The organism is Telluria sp. AC161 (assembly GCF_979258535.1).
In genome coordinates, this window is sequence record NZ_OZ409861.1 from 5120585 (window position 1) to 5144280 (window position 23696).

The following is a 23696-nucleotide window of genomic DNA, read 5'->3' on the forward strand; positions in this document are numbered from 1 at the left end:
TCAGTCGAGTTTCAGCCAGATCTCGTTGCGCCGCATGAACCATGGCGTCATCGAGCTGTTGTAGCGCGACAGTACCGGTTCGCCGGTCCAGCGGATAGTGGCTGCACGCAGCGCCGCCTGGAGTTCGGCCAGATGCTGGTCATAATTGGCTTGCGACCAGAAGCCCGAATACCGGATCACCGCCACCTGTGCAGGCGGCACTTCGCGCAGCCTGATGCGTGGATCGAGCGGCAGCGGTGCATTGTCCATATTGATATCCTTCGGCAGGACGAACTGTACAAGGATGCCGTCAGGGACTGTGCTCTGGGTCACGGGCGCCGTCATGTCCAGCTTGGCAGGGACCGGCGCCTGGGTCACCGGGGCGGTCATGGCAAGCTTGCGTTCGCCCTTGTTCTTGCCAAAGATGTAGCCGGCCAAAATGGGAAAGGCGCGGTTCCCAGCATCATCGGCGGGCGGCGGCATCACCACCTCGGCGACGGTGTAGGCCCCGTACTGGCGAATCTCGAATGCGGGGTAGGACCGCACAATGGAGTAGGCGGGTTCTTCGACCGCGTGGCTGGCTGCGGGCAGCAACGCCAGCGACAGCCCCAGGACGCAGGCAAGGCCAATCAGCTGGCGTGTGCGCCTTGGCCGGGCTGCGCGGCGGGATGGTTGGGTGGGGGCAGCAATGGCGCGCTTTCCTGGGACCGTGGACATGGCAAGAGCATACACTTTTACCCACGCGGCGCCGGGCCTGCAGGGCGCCAGAAGGCGTGGCGTTTCAGTCGCGCGTAGCCGATGACCTGAATAACGCCGATCGCAAGCAGGCTTGCGAGTCGATTGCCCAGGCTGCCGGTCGCGCACATCGCCAGACGGCTTTGCCGGTGAGCGCGACCAGGCGAGTCATGGCGCGGGCGAGAAGGATGCGTGAGATGGAAACTTTTTGTGCATCCACTCGCGGTTCAGCTGTAAAGCGGTGACGACGTCTTGCGGCAAGCTCTCGAGAATGGCCGGATCGTCGCTCGGTGTGTCAGCCAGCAGGCTGGCCAGGTGGATGATGGCACCGAGTTTGCTGAACGGGTGGGCGACCATTGGATCGGATGCACTTTCTAATGCGGTCACGATGACGACCGGGAAATTCCAGCGACGACAAAGTTCGGCGGTAATGTGCCCCTCCGAAAAGCCCAGCAGTCGCGTTTCGCGCTCCCACCGGCCGCCCGGCAAGTGGGGTTGCGCCTCGATCTCGGCAAACGTTGTCGGCGCCGCCTGGTAGATCAGGAGTTCGCCAAGCCGCATCATCATGCCTGCGAGCCAGGCATCCTGGCCATCGTCGCCCAGGCAGACGGCCAGCCACTTGGCGTAGCCGGCGCAGGCCATGCTGCTTTTCCAGAACTCGTTGCTATCGAGGCCTGGCAGGTCGGGGAAGGTTTCGGCGAAGCAGGCAGCCAGGGCCAGGGTGCGCACATGCCCAAGGCCCGCCATCGCGATGGCGTCGTCGAGTGACGTTACACCACGCGCAGCGCCGAAGCGGGCGCTATTGGCTAAGCGCATCAGTTTGGCGGTGAGGGCGGGGTCGCGCGCAATGATCGCGCTGATTTGAGTGGCCGACGCATCCTCATCATCGAGGGTTTTGATCAATGCATGGGCAACTTCTGAAATGACGGGCAATTTTACGGCATGAAAAAAAGACGATAACTCGCTCATGGCAATTCTCCAACAGAACATCGCCGCTGCGACAGGTTGACGGTCGCGCGATGGAATGACATTGAAATTTCACGATAGCATAGTTGTTTCACTTGGGAACTAGATCGGGAAATTATTTCCTGGGCCTGATACAAGGATAGCGGATGCCAGAAAGCCCGCTTGATCTAGTCTATGCGGTAAGGACCTTTGCGGCCAGCGTCGCCTCGATAACGCGGACGATTCCTGGGTTTTTGGAGATCCAGTGCATCGGGATGCGGCGAGGAAAAATGCCCCATGTCGTTATGGAAGTATGGGCTGAAAGCCGCTGCGAATTCTTCTGAACACGTCGTCCGAACGTGGTTTGCCGCGCCAGTGTCGATATCGCAACCCGCCACACCAACGCCTTCTCTGACCGGAATGGACCGAGTCCTGAACGTCAAGTCGCTCCCAACAAAAGGCAGTCAACCGTAAATGGACCGGACACGAAGACTCTGAAAGCAAGAAACAAAAACGCCCACTTGCATGAGTGGGCGTTGCGCGAACGATATTCTTGGTGGCCCGGGGCGGAATCGAACCACCGACACAAGGATTTTCAATCCTCTTCTTTAGCAGGCTCGCTACTTAGCTAGCGGCACGGGTTTCTAATAAATGACTACGGATGTCGTGATATTGTCCAGAGGAGCCGACTTTGGACGTGATGGTGCATTCGCCGCTGGACCGGGCTGGTTCTCTTGTTTAGGGGGCTTAGATAGAGCCGGCGGTTCTTCGTCCAGTGCAATCGTGCAATTCGTCGTATGACCACCTAGCACCTGGAGATTCATCTCACCAAAACGCTTACCAAGCCTAGCGACGATCTTGGCGGGACCAACTGGCACGGCGTTAAAGTGAAAGCGCCCGTTCAGATCGGTAGTGGTGCGCTGATTGTTGCCAGCAACTGCGATTTCGATCTCGGCTTCAGGCACAATCTGCAAGCCGTCCGTCACTGTGCCATGGACGGTACCGCTACTTGTCTGCAGCGTACCTCTCTGCGGTGCAAGACCAGTGGCAACGCCGCGGATCATCAGGAGGATTGTTTCCGAGCCGAAACCGGCCATGAAGGCCAAGGCAATCGCAGTGCTATAGTTTTTAGGGTCCAAGATGTGATGGGCCACAATAGCAATCAACGGGGCTGCCATGAACTGAAGAATCTGGAATGCCAACTGTTCACGCGCTTCTTCCGGCTTGAGTGGTAGCTGATCGGGCGTCGATACGTATGAGGCTTCGACCCGTTTCTGAATTTCGGGAACCCGGCGTGACAGGCTGATTGCCCCGCCAAACAGTGCGACAATCAGCACTGGCAGCGGCACTACCAGTCCACCGGTGATCCATGCGCGATTACTTTGTGATCCGGGCTTGCACTTCCCTTCGGTGGGTTTTCCCTTACATTCCGGGTTTTGCCCAGTCAGCACCCCACCGATGTTGACTAGCCACTGGTTTTGATATTTTGGGAAATTTTCTGGTTCGGAACCCGTCAATTTTGTGGGTACCGTCCCGCCGGCAGTGTTCGTGTTCTGGATAGGAGCCGTCGTTCTGGCCGGGTCGCTTGAGCTAGTGTTCGTGGATAGCAGGGGCACGGCATTGCCCAGGACGTTCGGCGTGCCTCGCCCGGCAGTAGGGACTTCCCCCGTCGTATTGCCGGAAGGACCCGGCTGGGCGCCGGCTAGTCCGGGGGATGTGTTTGCATTCGCTGGCTGGTTTATCGCGGTATTGGAGATGGCGGGGCGATCGATTTCGCACCGTATATTGGCATCTTCTGAATAGGGTACACAACCCGATATGATTCCAATTGGTTCGCTGCCAATCGCCTGGGTTTTGACGAACGGTGGAATGACGAGAACAGCAAAAGAAGACAGCACGAAGAAATAAGCGAACCGTACTTGATTTTCCTGATGATCTGCTTTATTGCCAAGGAAAGCGTAGCAGAACCAAGCTACCCCAAAGGCTGCAGCCAGCATCCCGGTAAAACTCGAAAGAATTCGTAACGACGCAGTCAGGACTGTGCAGGCAGTCACACCTACTATCACGCTGCACTTCTGCGCCACCCCGGACGAATCCATGTCCATCTGCCCAAGTGTATAAGCGAATACACAGACGAAGCAAAGAATACCGACAATCCATGGGTACCACTTTTGTAGCCGTTCCGTCAACGCTTGCATGAGTACCTCTAATGCTCAAGTGAATTGACTTATCGAAGACGTGAATTGTCGGCGGCCGTGTCCAGTTATATCGCCACCATGGATGCCTTGCTTGACGCTTCCGGCCTGTCTGAACGATCCCGCACTGCAGCAAGATCGGTTGCTGCTGCTGGCGGTGACCCGGCCCATACAATCTGCGCTGCTTGCATACGGTTATGTACGCCCAGGTTGCGGAACGCCGCCGACAAATGGGCTTTAACTGTGCCCTCGGACACGCCAAGTTCGCGCGCAATTTGCTTGTTGGGTTTGCCGCAAAGTGCTTCTTCCAGCACTTCTTGTTGCCGAGGAGACAATCCTCCTCTCGGCAAGCCCGCCTCTAACGCTGCCACAGAGCGTCCAGAACCCCACCCGGCTATATTGCGGGTAATGCTTATCGGTAAGTAGCAATGACCTTGCGATAGCAGGAACAGCGCCATGCGTATGACTTCAATAGTACTGCTGCGCGGTATCAATCCAGTTGCACCAGCCCGGACCAGTGCAGTTAAGGTGTTGTCGGAATTGTCGAAAGTAATCGCAGCCAAGGCTGTACATGGTGCAGCGGCTACGATTGCGCCAATACACGCCTGATGATCTGTGAATTGGTTCGCGCCATCGACCAGCACCACATCAACCGCCCGCAGGTTGAGTTGGCAGATTGCCTTGGTCGCGTTGTCTGCGTTCGAAATATGATCGGACAAACTCAGAGCAGGGCGCACCCAACAACTCAGCAAAGCCCTCTGGCTCACAAGGAGGATGTGCATGGTCATATCCTAAATATTACTGTATTTACAATCAAAATAACTTATTTGGGTTTGCTCGTCTATTAGCCGTTAGTCTAATAGACAGTGTGTAACTTTTTTTACACACTTGGTTTCAAAGAAAGCGGTTATCAATTGGTCGTGAGCCAATGATAAGTGCTGCAAAGAATCACGTAACCAAGGGGACTATCATGGCTTTTTCATTTGAAAAAATGGAGGCAGTACGAAATGCTGTCATTGCTCAGCTTCGACACGACTGGCGCCCAGTTAATGATTTGCACGCAGTCATGCAGGACGACCTCAAGTACGACAAAAAACCGCTCTCGATTTTCTTGAACACCATCGAAGAGATGCTATTTCACCACGTGCCGAGCTACGATTTCGAATTCGATCCGGAATTTGTGCTGAATGCGCTACCGCTGACCGTGGAGGAATTGATGCAGGAAATCAACCAGAGCACAGCATGAACGCTATTCGCACACTCTTACCCGTACTGATGATGACGGCGGTGCTGTCAACGCAGCGTGTGCAGGCTCAGACCGGCGCATTCGACTTGATCTGTCACGATGGCAGAGTGGCCGATAAGGAGCAACTGTCAGATTGGCTTTTGGGAAAACACAAGTTGAGCGGACGTGGCTGGCGGTCGTTACAGACTGACACCAAATCATCTCGACAAGTGTTGGACAGGGTGGTTTCTACTGATAAAAGCTGCGTTAATTGCACAAAGGAAGATCAGGAAGAGATTAATGCCCTGAGCGTATCGTTCGGTCTTGCCGCTAGCGCCGGCGGGGTGCCCGGGGTCGACCAACAATCCTATTTCGCCAGCGATTCGACTGCTGAGATAGCATGCTCTGCTGAATTTAAGGCCTACGTCAATGGTGCCCTGAAACCCAATCGACCCAACCCCATCTCATCTGCTTGGCGCGTAAGGGGTAACGTATCTGATCTCTACATTGATCAGGCCACGGATAAAAACGCTTTCAAGGCCAGCAAGGCCGCCTCGCTATCAATCCACAAGGACAAGGTGACGAATACCGATGCGCACTCGGCACTCGTGTTCATTGGGCATAATTTCGACATTACGCCCGGAAGTGACAGGCCATCGGATACATCGGTCAACTCGCTGTCGTTGATTCCGTTTGTCGGCGTCGACAAACATAAGGTGGAGCTGGATGGTGCATTCGCAGCAGAGGATTCCTTAGACAAGCGCCTGGCCGGCTTGACCGCGCAGCTATTTCGCAGCGACCAGCCTAACTGGGGTTACTCAATCAACCTGATCGCCACCCATAGCCGCGACAACATCGACAATACGCGCCTCAATCAGTTGACGGCTGAGTTCGAACCCATCGTGAACGGACGCTTGAACGATGCATTCACACGAGATAGCTGGTGGGTTTACCCCCGTCTGCTCTTCCTGGTGGACGCGGCGAATTTTTCCAGACGATCCGATCGCCCGGATATCGCGGCCGTTCAGCAGAATGCCAGGCGTGCAGGCGTCGATCTGGGGGTAGTGATCTATGCGCCCGGAGATAGACTGAGCTATGGCTACAGTTATCGAAAGCTGAACGATTGGAAAGGGGATGGCGATGTCAGCCTGTTCGACCAATATCTGCAATTCATACCAGACCAGCGCAACTACACCGCGCTGACGTTGAGGTATTTACGTGGATATAAGGAAATTGGGCGTGATCCAGTCAAGAAAATGGCACTGGAACTGCAATTCCGTTACTGAACATCGCCATCGAATGGTCTTAAGCCACACCGTAGCGCAATGAAGCATTCTTCAGTATTGTCGATTTTTACCATCCAGGGAGAGCGCAATGAGTATCGACCACGTACAGATTGAAAAATCTTTAAGTCAACGCCTGAAGAGCCGTCTAAGTAAGGAAGAGATCAATCATCTCGCCAGTAAAATCGCTGAATTGTCGAGTAACGGCATAGAGATCGACGAGGTGTTTCCCTATGGGATTCCGCCACAACGTGAGCGTCTCGCCATCCGAGGTACCTTGACGGCAGCGCAGCTCGGAAAATTGGGCGACCTGATACCCAAGCTCGGTGACCTGAAGGATTACCGCATTTTCCCGCGCGGCATTGCAGCGCCAGAAAAGTATCGCGTGCACCTAAATCTCAACCGTTGAATTGCTGCACTCTTCCGTTCATGGACGCCGCCAATCTGTCTGTTTTTCATATGCATCCACTGCAACGCTGCAATTTGCGCTGCCTCCATTGCTACTCAAGTAGTGGGCCAGACGGAAGAGAACAGCTGTCAGGCCAGCTTGCACTAAAAGCGATTTCGTCCGCCTCCAGCTGGGGATATAGTGAGCTCGCCATGGCAGGAGGCGAGCCGTTGCTGTATGCGGATTTGCCGATGCTTCTCGCTCATGCGGCCAATGTGGGTATGGGCAGTTCGGTAGTGACCAATGGTCTTTTGCTACGTAGTAAAGCCGATATCGACAAGCTACGCCACGCGCATACCGTCACAGTCAGCATCGACGGGCTGGCGATGCACCACGATAAAATGCGAGGTCGCCGCGGCGCCCATGACGGTGCTGCCAACGCAGTACGGCGGCTGGCGGAGGCAGGTGCGCACGCATGGGTGGCCTGTGGCGTTAGCACTCACAACGTAAATGATATCGAGGAAATCGTTGACAATGCCAAGTGCTGGGGAGCGCAAGGAATTACCTTTCACCTGGTCGAACCAACCGGTCGGGCTTGCGCTTTGCCGTTAGGAGATTTCCTGTCATCGGATGACCGATCGTTGTTATATGTGACAGTCGCATTGCTGGCTGCTGCACATCGAGACTCGATCGATATCCGTATTGACCTTCTGCATCGCGAGACATTATTGCAGCAGCCCGCCTTGCTCTACGCGAAGTCAGAGCCGGCTGATCGAGCTTGCCCAGCACAGACAGTGCGGGTACTTGTGATGTATCCCGACGGGACACTGGTCCCGGTATGTCACGGAATCCACCGTCGATTTGCGCTCGGCTTGTACAACGGGGATCCCGGATGGCTATGGGATCATTTTTTTGAACGTATTTATCCGACTCTGTGCACACTCGGTCGGGTTGCCCTTGGTCGACTGAGTGCGGATGAAACATTAACGTTGATTAACCCCGGCGATTGGCTGGCCGAGTTGTCTCATCCAAAATTCCCAAGCGTAATCGGCATTTCTGAGTGCTCTTATTAGAGATATCACCAGAACAGATTTATGCTTTTGCACATACGGAAAACAGCAGGAAGAGGAAAGCCGGGTAGTTTGGGATGGAAACAGTTCTGGAAACGGACCGGATACGAGAACTAAGAATCCCCGAAACGACAACGCCCACTTCGATAGTGGGCGTTGTGCTAATCATATTCATGGTGGCCCGGGGCGGAATCGAACCACCGACACAAGGATTTTCAATCCTCTGCTCTACCAACTGAGCTACCAGGCCAAGAGCGCGCAATTATAGCAGCGTTTTTGGCAAGCAGACAATCCTTCCGCGCCGATCCTCAACCCTTGCTGCTGATCCGCTGCGCATGATCCCGCTCGAGCGCCAGGCGCAGGTCGCGTCGGCCTTTGGCTTCCTCGAAGCGGCGCACTTCATCCGGCGTCGCTGGCACCAGCGGCGGAATCGAGGCCGGCTTCTTGTCGTCGCCCACCGCCACCATCGTGAAGAAACAGCTGTTCACGTGCCGCACGGCCTTGCTGCGGATGTCCTCGGCAATCACCTTGATGCCGATTTCCATCGAGCTGCGGCCAGTAAAGTTCACGGCGGCCAGGAAGGTCACCAGTTCACCAACGTGGATTGGCTGGCGGAAGGTAACCTGGTCGACGCTCATCGTCACCACGTAGCGCCCGGCGTAGCGACTTGCACAGGCGTAGGCTGCCTGGTCGAGCAGTTTCAGGATGGTGCCGCCGTGCACGTTGCCGGAGAAATTGGCCGTGTCAGGCGTCATCAGCACTGTCATGCTGAGCTGGTGCGAGGGCAGGTTCATGGGTGCAATCAATACAAGTGGCTGGGCGAGTGCTGATGTTGCCTCAGAAACTGCCGCGCGGCAAGGTCAGCAGTGGCCGTCGGCGATCTGCTAACCCGACGAAAAAGTAGCCCGACAAAACGCGCATATCGAAATACCCATAAAATCGTGGGCATCACCATGCAAACCCGCTAGGCTCGGCAAATGAACAGCGAACTCCCATACCAAGGTGGATCGGTGCAGTGGCACCTTGGTCCCGTCATCGATGCATTGCGCACCTCGCGCGAGTCGACCCACAATATCCGGCACCAGGGGCGCGTGCGCGAGCTGCCGTCGCGCGACGTGCTGCGCCAGATCGTCGATGGCCTGTCGGCCGCGCTGTTTCCCACGCATTACGGGCGCCCCGACCTGAACGACGAGAGCATCGACTACTACGTCGCCGATACGCTCAACGTCGCGCTTGACCGACTGGTCGAGCAGGTGCGGCGCGCGCTGCGCTTTTCGCCGGCGGCGCCGTCCGAATTGACCGGCGCGGACGCCCAGCGTGAAGACCTCGTGCTGGCCGAGCGCGCCCGCGCGATCACGCGCGAGTTCGCGGCCAGGCTGCCTGACTTGCGCGCATTGCTGGTGTCGGACGTGCAGGCCGCGCTCGCGGGCGACCCGGCCGCCACGTCGGTGGCCGAGATCATGCTGTGCTATCCCGGCACCATCGCCATCCTGTACCACCGCATCGCGCATTGCCTGACGCGCCTGGGCGTGCCGTTCCTGGCGCGTGTGGTGGCCGACATCGGCCACTCGCTCACCGGCATCGACATCCACCCGGGCGCGCAGATCGGCGGCAGTTTCTTCATCGACCACGGCACCGGCGTCGTGATCGGCGAAACCGCGATCCTCGGCGAGCGCGTGCGGCTGTACCAGGCGGTTACGCTGGGCGCCAAGCGCTTCCCGGTCGACGACAGCGGCGCGCTTGTCAAAGGCATCCCACGGCATCCGATCGTTGAAGACGACGTCGTCATCTATGCCGGCGCCACCATCCTGGGCCGGATCACCATCGGCGCCGGGTCGACCATCGGCGGTAATGTCTGGCTCACGCAGAGCGTCCCGCCGGGCAGCAATGTGTCGCAGGCGCAGATGCGCAATACCTGATCGTCAAGCGATGACGATTCTGCTGGTACCCGGCTACATGGCCGATGACACGCTGTGGGACGATCTGCGCGCGCCGCTCGCGCCATTCGGCCCGCTCAAGCATGCCGACCTGCGCCACGACACATCGCTCGAAGCGATGGCCGCGCGCGTGCTGCGCGACGCGCCGCCGTCGTTCATCCTTGTCGGTTTTTCGATGGGCGGCTACGTCGCGCGCGAGATCGTGCGCCAGGCGCCCGAACGGGTGGAAGCGCTGGCCCTGATCGCCAGCTCGACCCGGCCCGATACCGATGCGGTCAAGCAGGGCAAGCGCGCGGTGGCGCGCTCGGCGCCGTCGGTGTCATTCGCGGGCCTGAGCCGCACGGCGATCGCCACGTCGCTGCATCCTGCGCATGCGGGCGACGAGGTGCTGATCGAGCGCGTGCGCCAGATGGGTGTGCGGCTGGGGGCAGAGGCGTTTCGCCACCAGTCGATGGTCGAGCGGCCCGGCGACCTGCATCTGCTGGACCAGATCCGCTGCCCGACGCTGATCGTCGCGGCCGAGCACGATCGTTTGCGTAGCCTGGAAGAATCGCAGGAGCTGCATGCGGGTATTGCGGGATCCACGTTGGCCGTCATCGAAAACAGCGGTCACATGATCCCGATCGAAGCGCCGCAGGCGCTGGCGGATGTGCTGACGCCGTGGCTGGGAAGCGTGTCAGCCTTGCACGCCAGTTGAACGACTACGCCGCGGCGGGGGTGACTTTCTCGCACCAGCCGTGCAGGCCGCGGATCGCATCTTCCTTGTGCTTGGCCTCGATCTCGATCCACGGCGCCTGCAGGTAGGAAGACGGCATCACCGAAATCAGGTCGGAATGCTGGCGGTCGTTGAAACCTTCGCGGCCGTTCGAGATGTGCACCAGCTGGTGCGCGGGATCGGGCCAGGTCGCGCGGGCCTTGGCCAGCGTCTCGGCCACGCTCGGGTGGTCGTAGCTATCGAGCTTTTCATGAACGATGTGGTGGTGGGCGTCGAACACCATCGGGATGCCGGCGCGCACGCAGACGGCGTGGATCTCGTCGGCGCTGTAGGCGTATTCGTCGTTCTCAAGGCACAGGCGGCTGCGGATTGCCTCGGGCAGTTCGGCGATGCGGGCCACCAGTTGGTCTTCGCGGTCGGATTTGCCGCCGTGGATTTCCAGCAGCGCCCAGGGCGAGCGCGGCTGCTCCAGCAAATCCATGATGTCGGCGTGCATCTGCAGGATCTTGACGCTGTTGGCGACGACGTTCTCCGAGTCCGAGCTCAGTACCACGAACTGATCGGGGTGCATCACCAGCCGGATGCCGCGCTCGGTCGCGCGCCGGCCCCAGCGGCCCAGGGTCTCCTTGAACTTCTCCAGGATCGCCAGGCCGAACGGCTCGTCGGCGAACGGGAAGATCGACGACGGCATCCGGTACAGTTTGATGCCTTCGCGCTCGCAGTAGCGCAGCGCGTTGTCGAGCGTCTGGATATTGTCGCGGTAGATGTCTTCCAGCGCGCGCTGCTGGCCTTCTTCAGACAGGTCGAGCAGGCGCTTGCGCGTCATCGTGCGATACCGCACCTCTTTCGAGACGGTGATGCAGACAAGGCCGAGGTGTGGTTGCGTGGCGATCAGGGTCATGGTGCAGGCAAGTCTAGCCGAAGCAGCGTTGACGAAGAGCGCGCCCGGGTTCGGAACCAGGGTCGAAAGCGGGGCAGGGAACTTTACCGCGGCGTGCCGAACACCTGGGTCCAGTAGATGATGCCAGCCTGCCGGTCGACCGTGACGCCATAGGCCGCGCCCATCTCGGTGAAGTCCGCTTGCATGATGTTGGCGCAGTGCCCCGGGCTGTCAATCCAGCCGTCGACGGCTTCCTGTGGCGAGTGCTGGCCGAAGGCGATGTTTTCGCCCAACCGGTGCCAGCGGTACCCGGCGCGCGTGGCGCGATCGGCCGGATCGCTGCCGTCCTGTGCATAGTGGTTGAAGTAGCGACGGGTGGCCATGTCGCGGCTGTGGGCCAGTGCGGCCTCGCCCAGCACGGCGTTCCACTGCAAGGGCGCCGCCGCCGCAAATGCGCGGTCGCCGCACATGCGGGCGCTGGCGCGTGCAACATTGACCGCCTCGAGGATCGCGCGGCCGGCGTCGCGCCAGTCCGGGTAGGTGGTCGATGGCAAGGGCGGCGCCGGTCGGGCCAGCACGACGGTCCAGGTTGCGCCTTCGCGGTAGCTGCCCACGGCTGAGAATTGTTCGCTGCGCAGCACCTTGCAATACCTCTGCTGCAGCACCTTCATGGCGGCCACGGCATCTTCCGGACCGGTGACGTCAACAGAATCCGCGTTATCGGCGGCGTAGCCGGCCTGCGCCAGAGCCGATTCGATGAAGGTCCCGAAGCCGATCCGGATTTGCGCCAGGGCCGGCTCGGCGACCAGCGGCGTCACTGGCGCGACGGGTGCGCCGTCGCAGTCAGCCGGTTTGGCGCGATAGGCATTGATTAGTGCTGCCAGTGGATCACCGGCAAGCGACTGGGCCCAGGCTGGCGCGATCGATGTCAGCAGGCCGAACCCGAAGAGGGCAGCGCGCATGACCGATCGCTTCACCAGAAGGTTACTGCCCGGATTGCGGCGCCACCGTATGCGGTGTGAGCACGAGTTTTGAGGTGTCGAGGCCCTGAGCCTTCAGGCGTGCCAGCAAGGCGTTGTATTCGGCCGCGGGGACCTGCGGTGTACGCGACAGGATCCACAGGTATTCGCGCTTGGGTTCGCTCACGGCGGAGAGCTGGTATTTGTTGTCCAGATCGATCACCCAGTAATCGCCCCACACCATCGGGATGAAGGACAGGATCGCCGGTGCGAAGCGCACCTCGAGCTTGGGCGACGTGGCCGCACCCGGTTGGCGCGCGACACCTTCGGCGGTATCGACCTTGCCGTCCGCCGTGCGGCAGCGGTTGATCACCTTGACCCGGCCGTCCTTGTCGAGGTTATAGGTGGCGCTGGTGTCGCCCACACATTTCTTCTGGAATTCGTTTGGGAACTTGGCGATTTCGTACCAGACGCCCATATAGCGGGGCACCGCGAGCGATTCGATCGGCTGCAATGGCTTGGCAGCGTCAGCAGCCAATGCCGACCCGGCGCAGAGGCCAGACAGAGCGAGCGTGGCGCACGCGGCAAGGAACGATGGCTTGGCAAACATGGGAACCTCTTGTGATCTTCAAGGTTCACAGAATAATGACAAAACCGCCATGGTGTCGCATGGTTTACAGCGCCACGCTATTACACCTTGCGCACGAACTCCGTCTTCAGGCTCATGGCGCCGAAGCCATCGATCTTGCAATCGATATCGTGGTCGGCATCGACCAGGCGGATGTTCTTGACCTTGGTGCCCTGCTTGATCACACCGCCCGAGCCCTTTGGCTTGAGGTCCTTGATCACGGTGACGGTGTCGCCGTCCTGCAGGATGTTGCCCGACGCATCCTTGTAGACGCGCGCAGTCTCGGCGGTAGCAGCACCCGCGATCGGCCACTCGTGCGCGCATTCCGGGCAGACGTACTGGCCGGCGCCGTCGTCATAGGTGTAGGCCGATTGGCAGAGGGGGCAGGGCGGAAGGGTATGCATGAGTGGCCTTGGAATGCAAAAACGCCACTCGGTGGTGGCGTTTTTTGCGTGTTGCTGAATTCTTGGTGGCCCGGGGCGGAATCGAACCACCGACACAAGGATTTTCAATCCTCTGCTCTACCAACTGAGCTACCAGGCCAAGAGAGGCACGATTATAGCCAGCGTTTTTCAGTTGCGCAAGTCCTCTTGCGCGCCCGGCCGCGCAAACATGGCCTGTGCGTCGTTGCTGGCTGTCTTCGCCTGTCCCGCTCACCTGCGCGGGTGCGAGCCCGCCGCCCGGCCCCCACCACCGGCATATCGCTATAATGCCTTCATGACCACGCCCACGACCTCTACCATCCGGACCGACGTCTGCATCGTCGGCAATGGCGCCATCGCCAAGACGGCAGCCCTCGGCTTCGCCCAGGCCGGCCACAGCGTGACGCTGCTGGCGCCGCCGGCCCGGCAAGCGCCCGCTGCAGCGACTACGCCGGCGGTCGAGCGACCGTGGGACGTGCGCGTGTATGCGCTCAACCATACGGCGCATGACCTGCTGGACTCACTGAAGGTATGGGATGCCCTTGACATGGCGCGCATCGCGCCGGTCGATGCGATGGACGTGCACGGCGACGGCGCCGATGGCGGCAGCTTGGGCTTTGACGCTTTTGGCGCCCGGGTCGGCACGCTCGCGTGGATCGTCGAAGATCAGAACCTGAACGGCGCGCTCGATGCCGCGCTCCGCTTCGCGCACAATGTGCAGCGCGTCGAAGGCCGCGCCTGCGAGCTCACCTGCAGCGACAGCGGCGCGGCCGTGCGGCTCGAAGACGGGCGCCGTGTCGAGTGCGCGCTGCTGGTTGGCGCGGACGGGCGCGAATCGTGGGTGCGCGGGCAGTGCGATATCGGCGTCGACTACCGCATGTATCACCAGAGCGCCATCGTCACCAACTTCGCCTGCGACAAGCCGCACCATGGCGTTGCGCACCAGTGGTTCACCGGCTCGGACGGCATCATCGCGCTGCTGCCGCTGCCGGGCAACCGCGTCTCGCTCGTGTGGTCGGCGCCGGAAACCCTGGCCGCCACGCTGATGGAAGAGTCGCTGGGCGAGCTGGCGATCCGGCTTGGCGAATACGCCGACGACAAACTGGGTACGCTGCGTCCATTGCAACCCGATGCGGTGGCCGCCGTGCCGCTGGCGCTGATCAAGCCGCATGCGATGGTGGCGCCGCACGTGGCGCTGGTGGGCGACGCCGCGCACGCCGTGCATCCGCTGGCCGGCCATGGGATGAACCTGGGGTTTGGCGACATCGTCGACCTGCTGGCCATCGTGCGTGACCGCGAAGAGCGGCGCGCCATCGGCGACGAGCGGGTGCTGGCGCGCTATGCCCGCAAGCGCAAGGAAGAGGTGCTGCTGATGCAACTGGCCACCGATGGACTCGAACGCCTGTTCGGCGCGAACCTGGAACCGCTGCGCGTGGTCCGGAATATCGGCCTGAACCTGCTCAATAACATGCCGGCACTGAAGCGGCGCCTGATGGCCCATGCCATGGGCAAGTCATCAATCTGAGAAATACACGCTGAGGAATACAAGCATGCTTAAAATGAAGATCGCCGTCCTGCTGGCGACTGGCCTTCTCGCATCGTGCGTCGATGCGCAGACCAACGTCGAATCGACCATCAAGAAGGCGCTCGAGCCACGCCTGAGCGGCGCGAAGATCGAGTCGGTCAAGGAAACCCCGTATTCGGGCCTGTACGAAGTGCGCGTCGCAGGCGACATCCTGTACACCGACAAGAAGGGCGAGTACCTCGTCATCGGCCAGGTCTACGACGTGAAAAGCTCGCGCAACCTGACGCGCGAACGCATCGATGAAGTCAACAAGATCAAGTTCTCCGACCTGCCGCTCGAGATGGCGCTCAAGCAGGTCAAGGGCAACGGCAAGCGTGTGATCGCGGTGTTCGAGGATCCGAACTGCGGCTACTGCAAGCGCCTGCGCCAGACCACGCTCAAGGACATCGACAACGTCACGATCTACACCTTCATGTACAACATCCTGTCCGAGGATTCGTCGGTAAAGTCGAAGAACATCTGGTGCGCATCGGATCGCAACAAGGCCTGGGACGACTGGATGATCGCCGGCAAGGTGCCGCCAACCACGCCGGCTGCGTGCGAATCGCCGAACGAGAAGGTTCTCGCGCTGGGCCAGAAGCTGCGCATCACGGGCACGCCGGCGATCTTCTTCGCCGACGGCTCGCGCATCCCGGGCGCGATCGACCTCAAGGCGCTTGAAGGCAAGTTCGATTCGCTCGAAGGCAAGGCCGGGAAGTAACCGGCGTGCCGCAGCGAGATAGCAGTACGCTTACTGGCATCCTGCTGGCTGCAGGGCGCGGCCGGCGTTTCGATCCGGCCGGTGTGCAGAACAAGCTGCTCCAGCGTTTGCCGGACGGCGACTTCGTCGTCGTGGCCAGCGCGCGCACATTGCTGGCGGTGCTGCCGCGCGTGGTGGCGGTGGTGCCACCAAGCGATGGCGGCGTGGCCGATGCGCTGCGCGCGCTCGGCTGCACCGTCACCGTGTGCCCGGACGCCGACAGCGGCATGGGCCTGTCGCTGGCGCATGCGATCCGCCATGCGCCACTTGATACGCATGGCGCCAGTGGCTGGCTGGTGGCGCTGGGCGACATGCCGTTCGTGACTGGAGCCACGCTGCAGGCGCTGGTGCGCGCGATTGAAGAAGGCGCTGGGATTGCGGCGCCGCTGTTCGATGGCCGCCGTGGCAATCCGGTCGCGTTTGGCGCCAGCCACCACGCCGCCTTGCTGGCGCTGGACGGCGACCAGGGCGCGCGGCGCCTGCTCGCGAGCAGCCCGGTGGCCGGGATCGCCGTGCCCGACCCCGGCATCCTGCGCGACATCGATACCCAGGGCGATCTGCCAGCCTGAATCCGCTTACACTACTGTCCATACGGCGCGACCCGAGACCAACCCGAGATCATGAAAAAGCCATCGCAAAAAAAACAGAGCGCAATTTTCTACACCATCGTCCCGCGGGACCTGGCCGGTCACCTGTTCAACGTCACGCTGACGGTAGCCAATCCCGATCCTGACGGGCAGACCTTCGCGCTGCCGGCCTGGATCCCGGGCAGCTACATGATCCGCGAGTTCGCGCGCAATATCGTGCGTATCCGCGCCGAGCGGGCCGGGGCCGCGGTGGCGCTGACAAAACTCGACAAGCACACGTGGCGCGCAGCACCTGGCCTGGGCGCGCTGACGCTGCACTACGAGGTATATGCGTGGGATTTGTCGGTGCGCGCGGCGCACCTGGACCAGACCCACGGCTTCTTCAACGGCACCAGCGTGTTTCTGCGCGTGGTGGGGCAGGAAGCGACGGCGCACCAGGTCGACATCCAGCGGCCGGGCGATGCGGCCGCACGCACCTGGCGCGTGGCGACCTCGATGAAAGAAGCGGGCGCCAAGCGCTACGGTTTCGGCACCTACGGCGCGGCCAACTACGATGAGCTGATCGACCACCCGGTCGAGATGGGCGACTTCGAACTGGCGACGTTTGAGGCGCACGGCATCCCGCACGACATCGTCATCACGGGCCGCGTGCCCAACCTGGACATGGCGCGCCTGCAGGCCGACCTGAAAGCCATCTGCGAAACCCAGATCGCGTTCTTCGAACCGCTGACCAAACGCGCGCCACTCGAGCGCTACGTGTTCATGACGATGGCCGTGGGCGACGGTTACGGCGGCCTCGAACACCGCGCCTCGACCGCGCTGATCTGCGCGCGCGCCGACCTGCCCACCACCGCGAACCAGAAATCCGGCGAGCCGGGCGAGGGCTATCTGCAGTTTTTGGGCCTGTGCAGCCACGAGTACTTCCATACCTGGAACGTCAAGCGCATCAAGCCGGCCGTGTTCGCGCCGTACGACCTGCAGGTCGAGAACTACACGCCGCTCCTGTGGCTGTTCGAGGGCTTCACCAGCTACTACGACGACCTGATGCTGGTACGCGCCGGGATCATCGGCGAAACGACGTATTTCAAGCTGCAAGCCAAGTCCATGTGCGGCGTGTTGCGCGGCAGCGGGCGCCTGAAGCAGAGCGTGGCCGAGTCGAGCTTCGACGCCTGGAGCAAGTACTACCGCCAGGATGAGAACTCGCCCAATGCGATCATCAGCTACTACACCAAGGGTTCGCTGATCGCGCTGGCATTCGACCTGACGATCCGCGCCAAGACGGGCGGGGCGAAGTCGCTCGACGACGTGATGCTGGCGCTGTGGGACCGTTACGGGCGCGACTTTTATCCGAGCGTCGGGCGCGGCGTGACCGAGCACGAAGTCGAAGCGCTGTTCGATGAAGTCAGCGGCCTGAAACTGAGGAACCTGTTCGAGCGCTATGTGCGCGGCGTCGAAGATCTGCCGCTGGCCAAGCTGTACGCGCCGTTCGGCGTCAAGCTGGTCGACGAGCGCAAGACCGGCAAGGCCTCGCTTGACGCCGGCATCGGGCGCGATCCGCTGGGCGCCAAGCTCACGCAAGTGCACGAAGGCGGCGCCGCGCACCTGGCCGGCCTGTCGGCGCTCGACGTGGTCATTGCGATCGACGGGTTGCGCGTGAACGGCAATCCATCGAATGTCGATGCGCTGCTGGCACGCTACCGCGTCGGCGACCGGGTGCCCGTGCACGCGTTCCGGCGCGATGAACTGATGGCATTCGACGTCACGCTGCAGGGCGACCGGGTGCCGGTCATCACGCTGTCGCAGGCAGCGGCAGGGCGCAAGCCGGCAGCGCTCAAGCGACCGAGCGCCGTCTAGCCGCACCGGGCGGCGGGTACAGCCCGCCGCCCGTATCGCATCGCATTGGATCGTAGCGCAGTGCAGCATGCTATCGTTGTGGCCTGTTCAACACGACCGCAAGAGCCCATGCCGATCCTGACCCGCATCGCCGCCGCAGCCTGTGCGCCGCTCCTGGCACTGTCCGCAACCTCCGCCCTGGCCCAACCGGCCGCCCCGCTCAAGAACGATGTCGTCACGCGCGTGGACGCCATGTATCCGTGGCTCGACACGATTTACAAGGATCTGCACGCGCATCCTGAGATCGCGTTCCAGGAAGTGCGCACCGCCGGCAAGCTGGCCGCCGAGATGCGCAAACTCGGCTTCACCGTCACCGAGAAGGTCGGCAAGACCGGCATCGTCGCGGTGCTCAAGAACGGCGCCGGCCCCACCGTCCTGGTGCGCACCGACATGGATGGCCTGCCGATGGAAGAGAAAACCGGCTTGCCGTACGCCAGCCGCGCCCGCGCCACCAGCGAAGGCCGCGACAGCTTCGTGACCCACAGCTGCGGCCACGACATCCACATGACCAGCTGGCTCGCCACCGCGCGCACGCTGGTCGAACTGAAAGGGCAGTGGAAGGGCACGCTCGTGTTCATCGGCCAGCCGGCCGAAGAAATCGTCTCCGGCGCCAAGGCCATGCTGGACGACGGCCTGTTCAAGCGCTTCCCGAAACCCGACTACGCGTTTGCGCTGCATTCGTGGCCGCTGGCGCATGGCACGATCGGCTACAACGACGGCCCGGTATCGTCCAACTCTGACTCGCTCGAGATCACCTTCAAGGGCCGTGGCGGCCATGGTTCGGCGCCCGACAAGACCGTCGATCCGATCGCCATTGCGGCGCGCTTTGTCGTCGATGTCCAGACGGTCGTCAGCCGCGAGAAGGACCCGAAGGAATTCGGCGTCGTCACGATCGGTTCGATCCAGGGCGGCACGGTGGGCAACATCATCCCCGACAGCGTCCAGGTGCGCGGCACCATCCGTTCGTACAGCCCGCAGGTACGGGCCAAGCTGCTCGAGGGCGTGCGCCGCGTGGCGGAAGGATCGGCCGCGATGGCCGGCGCACCGAAGCCCGAGATGCTGATCGGCGGCGGTGGCCAGGCGATCGTCAACAGCACGGAGCTGGTCAACAAGACCGAGGTGGTGTTCAAGGAAGCGTTCGGCGCCGACAAGGCCCATCGCATGCCGGCCATGACGGCCAGCGAAGACTTCTCGCTGTACGCCAACGAAGGCGTGCCGTCGATGTTCTTCTTTACCGGCGTGTATGACCCGAAGGATGTCGCCGCAGCTGAACAGGCCGGCGGAAAACCGATCGCGTTCAACCACTCGCCGTTCTACGCGCCGGTGCCGGAGCCGTCGATCAAGACGAGCGCCCAGGCGATGACGCTGGCGGTGCTGAACGTGCTGGGTAAATAAGAGAAACCACGCGGCCCTTCACGGGCCGCGCTGCTGTTAGGGCGAGGCGTTGATGCAATCGGCGCAGCGGCCGTACAGCGTCAGTTCATGGCGCTCGACGCTGAAGCCTTTCGGGGCCATGTGGTCGATGTCGCCCGGGCAGGCGTGCACGTCGAACACGCGCTGGCAGTTGGTGCACTGGAAGTGGTGGTGATGGTGCTCGGCCACGCTGGTCGATTCGTACCGGGCGCCGTCGCCCGGCAGCGTGACGACCTTCAGCGCGCCGTCATCTACCAGCGACTTGAGGTTGCGGTAGATCGTCGCCATGCCGATCTGGCTGACGGCCTGACTGGCTTCGGCCAGGATCTCTTGTGGCGACAGTGGGCGGCGTGCATGCTCGATCGCGTGCAGGATGGCTGATTTTTGGCGTGTATTGCGTTGCATAGCCGAAGAATACCTGAAAGCGCGACCCTTCGACCAGAAGGGGGTTGAATCCTTATTGATAATGGCCTATCATCTCGACGTTAATGATAATGGCTTATCACTAGACGCGTCCGCGCCCGGTGACCTGCCGCCTGCCGTTCATCTCATCATCAAGGATTTCACCATGTCGCATTTCACCTGCAAGCGCACGCCACTGACCGTGGCGCTGATGCTGGCCTTCGGCGCGCCGCTGGCCGTCCATGCCCAGACGACGACGGGCCGCATGGCGGCCGATCCGGACAGCGTACCGACCGTGGTGGTGTCGGCCAGCGCGCTGGGCGTGGTGCACGACGACATGATCACGCCAGTGACGTCGCTCGGCGGCGCCGAACTGGTGCGCGCGCGCGAATCGACGCTGGGCGAAACGCTGGCCCACCAGCCAGGCATCACGTCGAGCCACTTCGGCGCCGGCGCCAGCCGTCCGGTGATCCGCGGCATGGATGGCCCGCGCGTGAAAATCCTGTCGGATGGCGCCGAGATCCAGGATGCCTCGACCATCAGCCCCGATCACGCTGTCGCCTTCGAACCTGTGCTGGCCGAGCGCATCGAAGTGCTGCGCGGCCCGTCGGCGCTGGCCTACGGCGGCGGCGCAGTGGGCGGCGTCGTCAACATCATCGACCGCAAGGTGCCGACCGCGATGCCGGAAAACGGCCTGGAAGGCAGCGCCGAAATCCGCGCCAATTCGGCGGCGCGCGAAAAGACCGGCGCTTTTGAATTCACCACGGCGGCCGGCAGCAACGTCGCGCTGCACGTGGAAGGCGTCAAGCGCGATGCGGGCGATTACCGTGTCGGCAAGGACTGGGTCGATGGCCGCCGCGTGCTGGGCAGCTACAAGGAAGGCGAGACCGGCACGGTCGGCCTGTCGTGGATCGGCAAGAACGGTTATCTCGGCGCGGCCTTCACCAAGGAGCGCACCGAATACGGCATCCCGGGCCACAACCACGAATTCGAAGGCTGCCATCCGCATGGCGTCCAGCTGCACTGCGGCGGCCATGAAGAAGAGGGGCACGACCACGAGGAAGAAGGTCACGACGACGATCATGAGCATGAACACGAGCACAGCGAAGTGCCGGTCGTGAAACTCGACAGCGAGCGCTGGGATGTGCGTGGCGAGTACCGCAATCCGGTGGCCGGCATCGAGCGTGTGCGCATGCGCGCCTCGTTCACCGAATATGTCCACGATGAGCTGGAAGAGAACGTGGTCTCGACCTCGTTCCGCAACAAGGGCATCGATGCCCGCCTCGAGGCGGTGCACGCGCCGATCGCCGGTGTGCGCGGCGTGTTTGGCCTGCAGACCACGCGCCGCGATTTCTCGGCGCTGGGCGAAGAAGCGTACGTGCCGCCGACCCTCACCAAGAAGCACGCAGCGTTTCTGACCGAAGAATACAAGCTGCAGGACTGGCGCTTTGAGGCGGGCCTGCGCCACGAGTGGCAGGACATCGAGGTCGATGCCCCGGGCCTGGTCAACACCGATGCGCGCGGCACGTCGGCATCGGTCGGCGCAGTGTGGAAGCTCACGCCGGGCTATTCGCTGGGCACGTCGCTCTCGCGTAGCCATCGCCTGCCGACCGCCGAAGAACTGTACGCGGACGGCGCCCACCTCGCTACGTCCACCTACGAAATCGGTAACCAGGACCTGGACAAGGAAACCTCGAACAACATCGACCTCACGCTGCGCAAGTTTGATGGCGACACGACGTTCTCGGTGAGCGCGTTCCGCAACAAGGTCGATAGCTACATCTATGCGCGCACGCTGGACAGCCAGGACGGCTTCCAGCTGGTCGAGTACACGCAGCGCGACGCGTTGTTTACCGGCCTGGAAGGCGAACTTCGTCAGAAGCTGTCGTCCAGCCTGAGCGCGACCGTGTTCGGCGACTATGTGCGCGCCCGCTTCGATGGTGGTAACGGCAGTCGCAACCTGCCGCGCATTCCGGCCAGCCGCATCGGCGTGAAGCTCGACGGCGAGTGGAACGGCTGGCATGGCATGGTCGAGCTGTACCGCGTCGGCAAGCAGGACAAGCTGGCCGAGTACGAGACCGAAACGGGTGGCTACAACATGCTCAATGTCGGCACCCACTATTCGACCCGTATCGGCGGCGTGCCGACGCAGTTCTATGCGCGCCTGAACAATCTGACCGACGAGCTGGCGTTCAGCCACACGTCGTTCATCAAGAATGCGGCGCCGCTCACCGGCCGCAATATCACGGCAGGGATTCGCGTGATGTTCTGACGCTGAGTGCAGCCCATCGCGGCGCACGGCAGATTCTGTCGTGCGCCGTTTGTCTTTCGGGCTCTGATATCGCATGCACGATTCGTCATGCGGATTGAATCACTAACGATAATGGGTTATCATTAGATTCTAATGATGATTGGAACAGGGCTATGAATCACCCAGGCAAGAGCGCTCTGACCAAAACTGCAATGATCAAATTCGGCGATATCGCCGGCATGACCGCATCCGTCCTGTGCCTCCTGCATTGCCTGGCGATGCCGCTCGTGATCCTGGCGTTTCCGATGCTGGGGCTCGCGCACGCGCACGACACGTTCCACGACACGCTGATCGCAGCAATCACGCTGCCGGTGCTGCTGGCGCTGGTGCCCGGCTATCTGCGGCACCGCGACAAGACGACGCTGCTGATCGGCTGTGCCGGTCTGGCGCTGTTTTTGGCGGCCGTGTTCATTGTCAGCCCGCTGCTGGGCGAGCATGCCGAAGCGGCTGTCGCTGTCCTCAGTGGTTTCATGCTGCTGTACGCGCACCTGCGCAACCGCCGATTCTGCAAGCGCTGCACGACGCGTACGCGGCATGACGGCAGTCACGCGGCGCCTGCGCCGTGCAATGTGCGTTAAGCGTTCAACCGTTCAGGCGAACAGGCGCGCCAGTTCCTGACCCGGGTTTTCGGCACGCATAAAGGCTTCGCCAACGAGGAAGGTGTGCACGTTGGCGTCGCGCATGCGTTGCACATCCTGCGGTCCGAGAATGCCCGATTCGGTAACCACCAGGCGCTCTGGCGGAATCGCTTGCAGCAGGCCGAGCGTGGTGTCGAGCGTGACATCGAACGTGCGCAGGTTGCGGTTGTTGATGCCCACCAGAGGCGTGCGCAATTGCAGGGCCGCGTCGAGTTCTGCGCCGTCGTGCACTTCGACCAGCACGTCCATCCCCAGCTCCAGCGCGCAGGCTTCCAGTTCGGCCATCAGGCCATGGTCCAGTGCTGCCACGATCAGCAGGATCGCATCGGCCCCCATCGCGCGCGCTTCATAGACCTGGTACAGGTCGACCATGAAATCCTTGCGCAGGATCGGCAGGTCGCAGGCGGCGCGCGCTTGGCGCAAGTATTCGCTCGAGCCCTGGAAGAAATTCACGTCGGTCAGCACCGACAGGCATGCGGCGCCATGTTCGGCGTAGCTCTGCGCGATCGCGGCCGGCTGGAAGTCGGCGCGCAGCACACCCTTCGACGGCGAGGCTTTCTTGACTTCGGCGATCACGCCGGCCTGGCCTGCGGCGATTTTCGCGCGCAACGCCTGCTCGAAGCCGCGCAGGCTGCGGCGCGCGTCGCCATCGCTTTCCACTTCGTGGCGCAGGCTGTACAAATCGCGGTGCTTGCGCGCGGCGGCCACTTCGTCGGCCTTTACGGCCAGGATCTTGTCGAGGATGTCGGACATGCTGGTGCTTTCGG

24 protein-coding genes and 3 tRNA genes are annotated in these 23696 nt (G+C 61.6%); 13 read left to right on the forward strand and 14 right to left on the reverse strand.

Annotated elements, in window-relative coordinates:
* The 5 genes from ACZ0AJ_RS22750 to ACZ0AJ_RS22770 form a co-directional block, all read right to left on the reverse strand.
* Positions 1-696 (reverse strand): SOUL family heme-binding protein, encoded by a 696-nt coding sequence (locus ACZ0AJ_RS22750; protein WP_499456651.1) that lies wholly within the window; start codon positions 694-696, stop codon positions 1-3.
* Between the two features lie 186 nt (positions 697-882).
* Positions 883-1683, reverse strand: coding sequence for an HDOD domain-containing protein (locus ACZ0AJ_RS22755; protein ID WP_499456653.1), 801 nt, complete (start codon positions 1681-1683; stop codon positions 883-885).
* A 530-nt stretch (positions 1684-2213) separates the two neighbouring features.
* Positions 2214-2289 (reverse strand) — tRNA-Phe (locus ACZ0AJ_RS22760).
* Between the two features lie 14 nt (positions 2290-2303).
* Entirely contained in the window at positions 2304-3857 is a 1554-nt protein-coding gene (locus ACZ0AJ_RS22765) for a carboxypeptidase-like regulatory domain-containing protein (protein WP_499456655.1), read from the reverse strand.
* Positions 3858-3922: 65 nt separating this feature from the next.
* Positions 3923-4636: a response regulator transcription factor gene (locus tag ACZ0AJ_RS22770; protein ID WP_499456657.1), complete on the reverse strand. Its 714-nt coding sequence runs from the start codon at positions 4634-4636 to the stop codon at positions 3923-3925.
* A gap of 188 nt (positions 4637-4824) precedes the next feature.
* Between ACZ0AJ_RS22770 and ACZ0AJ_RS22775 the strand changes: the two genes are divergently transcribed.
* From ACZ0AJ_RS22775 to ACZ0AJ_RS22790, 4 genes are all read left to right on the forward strand, one after another.
* Positions 4825-5100, forward strand: coding sequence for a hypothetical protein (locus ACZ0AJ_RS22775; protein WP_499456658.1), 276 nt, complete (start codon positions 4825-4827; stop codon positions 5098-5100).
* Entirely contained in the window at positions 5097-6365 is a 1269-nt protein-coding gene (locus tag ACZ0AJ_RS22780) for a hypothetical protein (RefSeq protein ID WP_499456659.1), read from the forward strand. Before ACZ0AJ_RS22775 ends, ACZ0AJ_RS22780 begins: the two co-directional genes overlap by 4 nt.
* Positions 6366-6453: 88 nt before the next feature.
* Positions 6454-6771, forward strand: a complete 318-nt coding sequence (locus ACZ0AJ_RS22785) for a hypothetical protein (protein WP_499456660.1) — start codon at positions 6454-6456, stop codon at positions 6769-6771.
* Positions 6772-6821: 50 nt separating this feature from the next.
* Positions 6822-7823 (forward strand): radical SAM protein, encoded by a 1002-nt coding sequence (locus tag ACZ0AJ_RS22790; protein WP_499456830.1) that lies wholly within the window; start codon positions 6822-6824, stop codon positions 7821-7823.
* Between the two features lie 171 nt (positions 7824-7994).
* Here the strand turns inward: ACZ0AJ_RS22790 and ACZ0AJ_RS22795 are convergent.
* Together ACZ0AJ_RS22795 and ACZ0AJ_RS22800 are read right to left on the reverse strand one after the other, a co-directional pair.
* Positions 7995-8070, reverse strand: a tRNA-Phe gene (locus ACZ0AJ_RS22795).
* A 58-nt stretch (positions 8071-8128) separates the two neighbouring features.
* Positions 8129-8614 carry an acyl-CoA thioesterase gene (locus ACZ0AJ_RS22800; protein ID WP_499456661.1) on the reverse strand — a complete coding sequence of 162 codons (486 nt, stop codon included), beginning with the start codon at positions 8612-8614 and terminating at the stop codon, positions 8129-8131.
* A gap of 183 nt (positions 8615-8797) precedes the next feature.
* On the opposite strand from ACZ0AJ_RS22800, the gene epsC reads away from it, so the two are divergent.
* Positions 8798-9739 carry a serine O-acetyltransferase EpsC gene (gene epsC, locus ACZ0AJ_RS22805; RefSeq protein ID WP_499456663.1) on the forward strand — a complete coding sequence of 314 codons (942 nt, stop codon included), beginning with the start codon at positions 8798-8800 and terminating at the stop codon, positions 9737-9739.
* 10 nt (positions 9740-9749) lie between these two features.
* Positions 9750-10454 (forward strand): alpha/beta fold hydrolase, encoded by a 705-nt coding sequence (locus ACZ0AJ_RS22810; protein ID WP_499456665.1) that lies wholly within the window; start codon positions 9750-9752, stop codon positions 10452-10454.
* A 4-nt stretch (positions 10455-10458) separates the two neighbouring features.
* Here the strand turns inward: ACZ0AJ_RS22810 and uvsE are convergent, their stop codons facing one another.
* The 5 genes from uvsE to ACZ0AJ_RS22835 all read right to left on the reverse strand — a co-directional run bounded on the left by uvsE (position 10459) and on the right by ACZ0AJ_RS22835 (position 13482).
* A complete protein-coding gene (gene uvsE / locus ACZ0AJ_RS22815; RefSeq protein ID WP_499456667.1) occupies positions 10459-11373 on the reverse strand; it encodes a UV DNA damage repair endonuclease UvsE in 915 nt (304 codons plus the stop codon).
* An 83-nt stretch (positions 11374-11456) separates the two neighbouring features.
* Complete coding sequence (locus tag ACZ0AJ_RS22820) at positions 11457-12314, reverse strand: CAP domain-containing protein (protein ID WP_499456668.1); 858 nt, start codon at positions 12312-12314, stop codon at positions 11457-11459.
* 22 nt (positions 12315-12336) lie between these two features.
* On the reverse strand, positions 12337-12921 hold the full coding sequence (locus ACZ0AJ_RS22825) for a lipocalin family protein (protein ID WP_499456670.1): 585 nt from the start codon (positions 12919-12921) through the stop codon (positions 12337-12339).
* 80 nt (positions 12922-13001) lie between these two features.
* Positions 13002-13343, reverse strand: a complete 342-nt coding sequence (locus ACZ0AJ_RS22830) for a zinc ribbon domain-containing protein YjdM (protein ID WP_183553797.1) — start codon at positions 13341-13343, stop codon at positions 13002-13004.
* Positions 13344-13406: 63 nt separating this feature from the next.
* Positions 13407-13482, reverse strand: a tRNA-Phe gene (locus tag ACZ0AJ_RS22835).
* 174 nt (positions 13483-13656) lie between these two features.
* Between ACZ0AJ_RS22835 and ACZ0AJ_RS22840 the strand changes: the two genes are divergently transcribed.
* The 5 genes from ACZ0AJ_RS22840 to ACZ0AJ_RS22860 all read left to right on the forward strand — a co-directional run bounded on the left by ACZ0AJ_RS22840 (position 13657) and on the right by ACZ0AJ_RS22860 (position 19560).
* Entirely contained in the window at positions 13657-14886 is a 1230-nt protein-coding gene (locus tag ACZ0AJ_RS22840; protein ID WP_499456672.1) for an FAD-dependent monooxygenase, read from the forward strand.
* Positions 14887-14911: 25 nt separating this feature from the next.
* The gene (locus tag ACZ0AJ_RS22845; protein WP_499456673.1) at positions 14912-15646 is read left to right on the forward strand and encodes a DsbC family protein; all 735 of its coding nucleotides are present in this window, start codon (positions 14912-14914) and stop codon (positions 15644-15646) included.
* 5 nt (positions 15647-15651) lie between these two features.
* Positions 15652-16254, forward strand: coding sequence for a nucleotidyltransferase family protein (locus ACZ0AJ_RS22850; protein WP_499456675.1), 603 nt, complete (start codon positions 15652-15654; stop codon positions 16252-16254).
* A 51-nt stretch (positions 16255-16305) separates the two neighbouring features.
* Complete coding sequence (locus ACZ0AJ_RS22855; RefSeq protein WP_499456676.1) at positions 16306-18126, forward strand: M61 family metallopeptidase; 1821 nt, start codon at positions 16306-16308, stop codon at positions 18124-18126.
* A gap of 108 nt (positions 18127-18234) precedes the next feature.
* Positions 18235-19560, forward strand: coding sequence for an amidohydrolase (locus tag ACZ0AJ_RS22860; RefSeq protein ID WP_482897243.1), 1326 nt, complete (start codon positions 18235-18237; stop codon positions 19558-19560).
* A gap of 36 nt (positions 19561-19596) precedes the next feature.
* On the opposite strand, the gene ACZ0AJ_RS22865 is transcribed toward ACZ0AJ_RS22860, so the two are convergent.
* A complete protein-coding gene (locus tag ACZ0AJ_RS22865) occupies positions 19597-19983 on the reverse strand; it encodes a Fur family transcriptional regulator (protein ID WP_499456677.1) in 387 nt (128 codons plus the stop codon).
* Between the two features lie 163 nt (positions 19984-20146).
* On the opposite strand from ACZ0AJ_RS22865, the gene ACZ0AJ_RS22870 reads away from it, so the two are divergent.
* Entirely contained in the window at positions 20147-22252 is a 2106-nt protein-coding gene (locus ACZ0AJ_RS22870; protein ID WP_499456678.1) for a TonB-dependent receptor domain-containing protein, read from the forward strand.
* A gap of 191 nt (positions 22253-22443) precedes the next feature.
* The gene (locus ACZ0AJ_RS22875) at positions 22444-22869 is read left to right on the forward strand and encodes a MerC domain-containing protein (RefSeq protein WP_499456680.1); all 426 of its coding nucleotides are present in this window, start codon (positions 22444-22446) and stop codon (positions 22867-22869) included.
* Between the two features lie 12 nt (positions 22870-22881).
* On the opposite strand, the gene trpC is transcribed toward ACZ0AJ_RS22875, so the two are convergent.
* A complete protein-coding gene (gene trpC / locus ACZ0AJ_RS22880) occupies positions 22882-23682 on the reverse strand; it encodes an indole-3-glycerol phosphate synthase TrpC (protein WP_499456681.1) in 801 nt (266 codons plus the stop codon).
* Between the last annotated feature and the right edge of the window lie 14 nt (positions 23683-23696).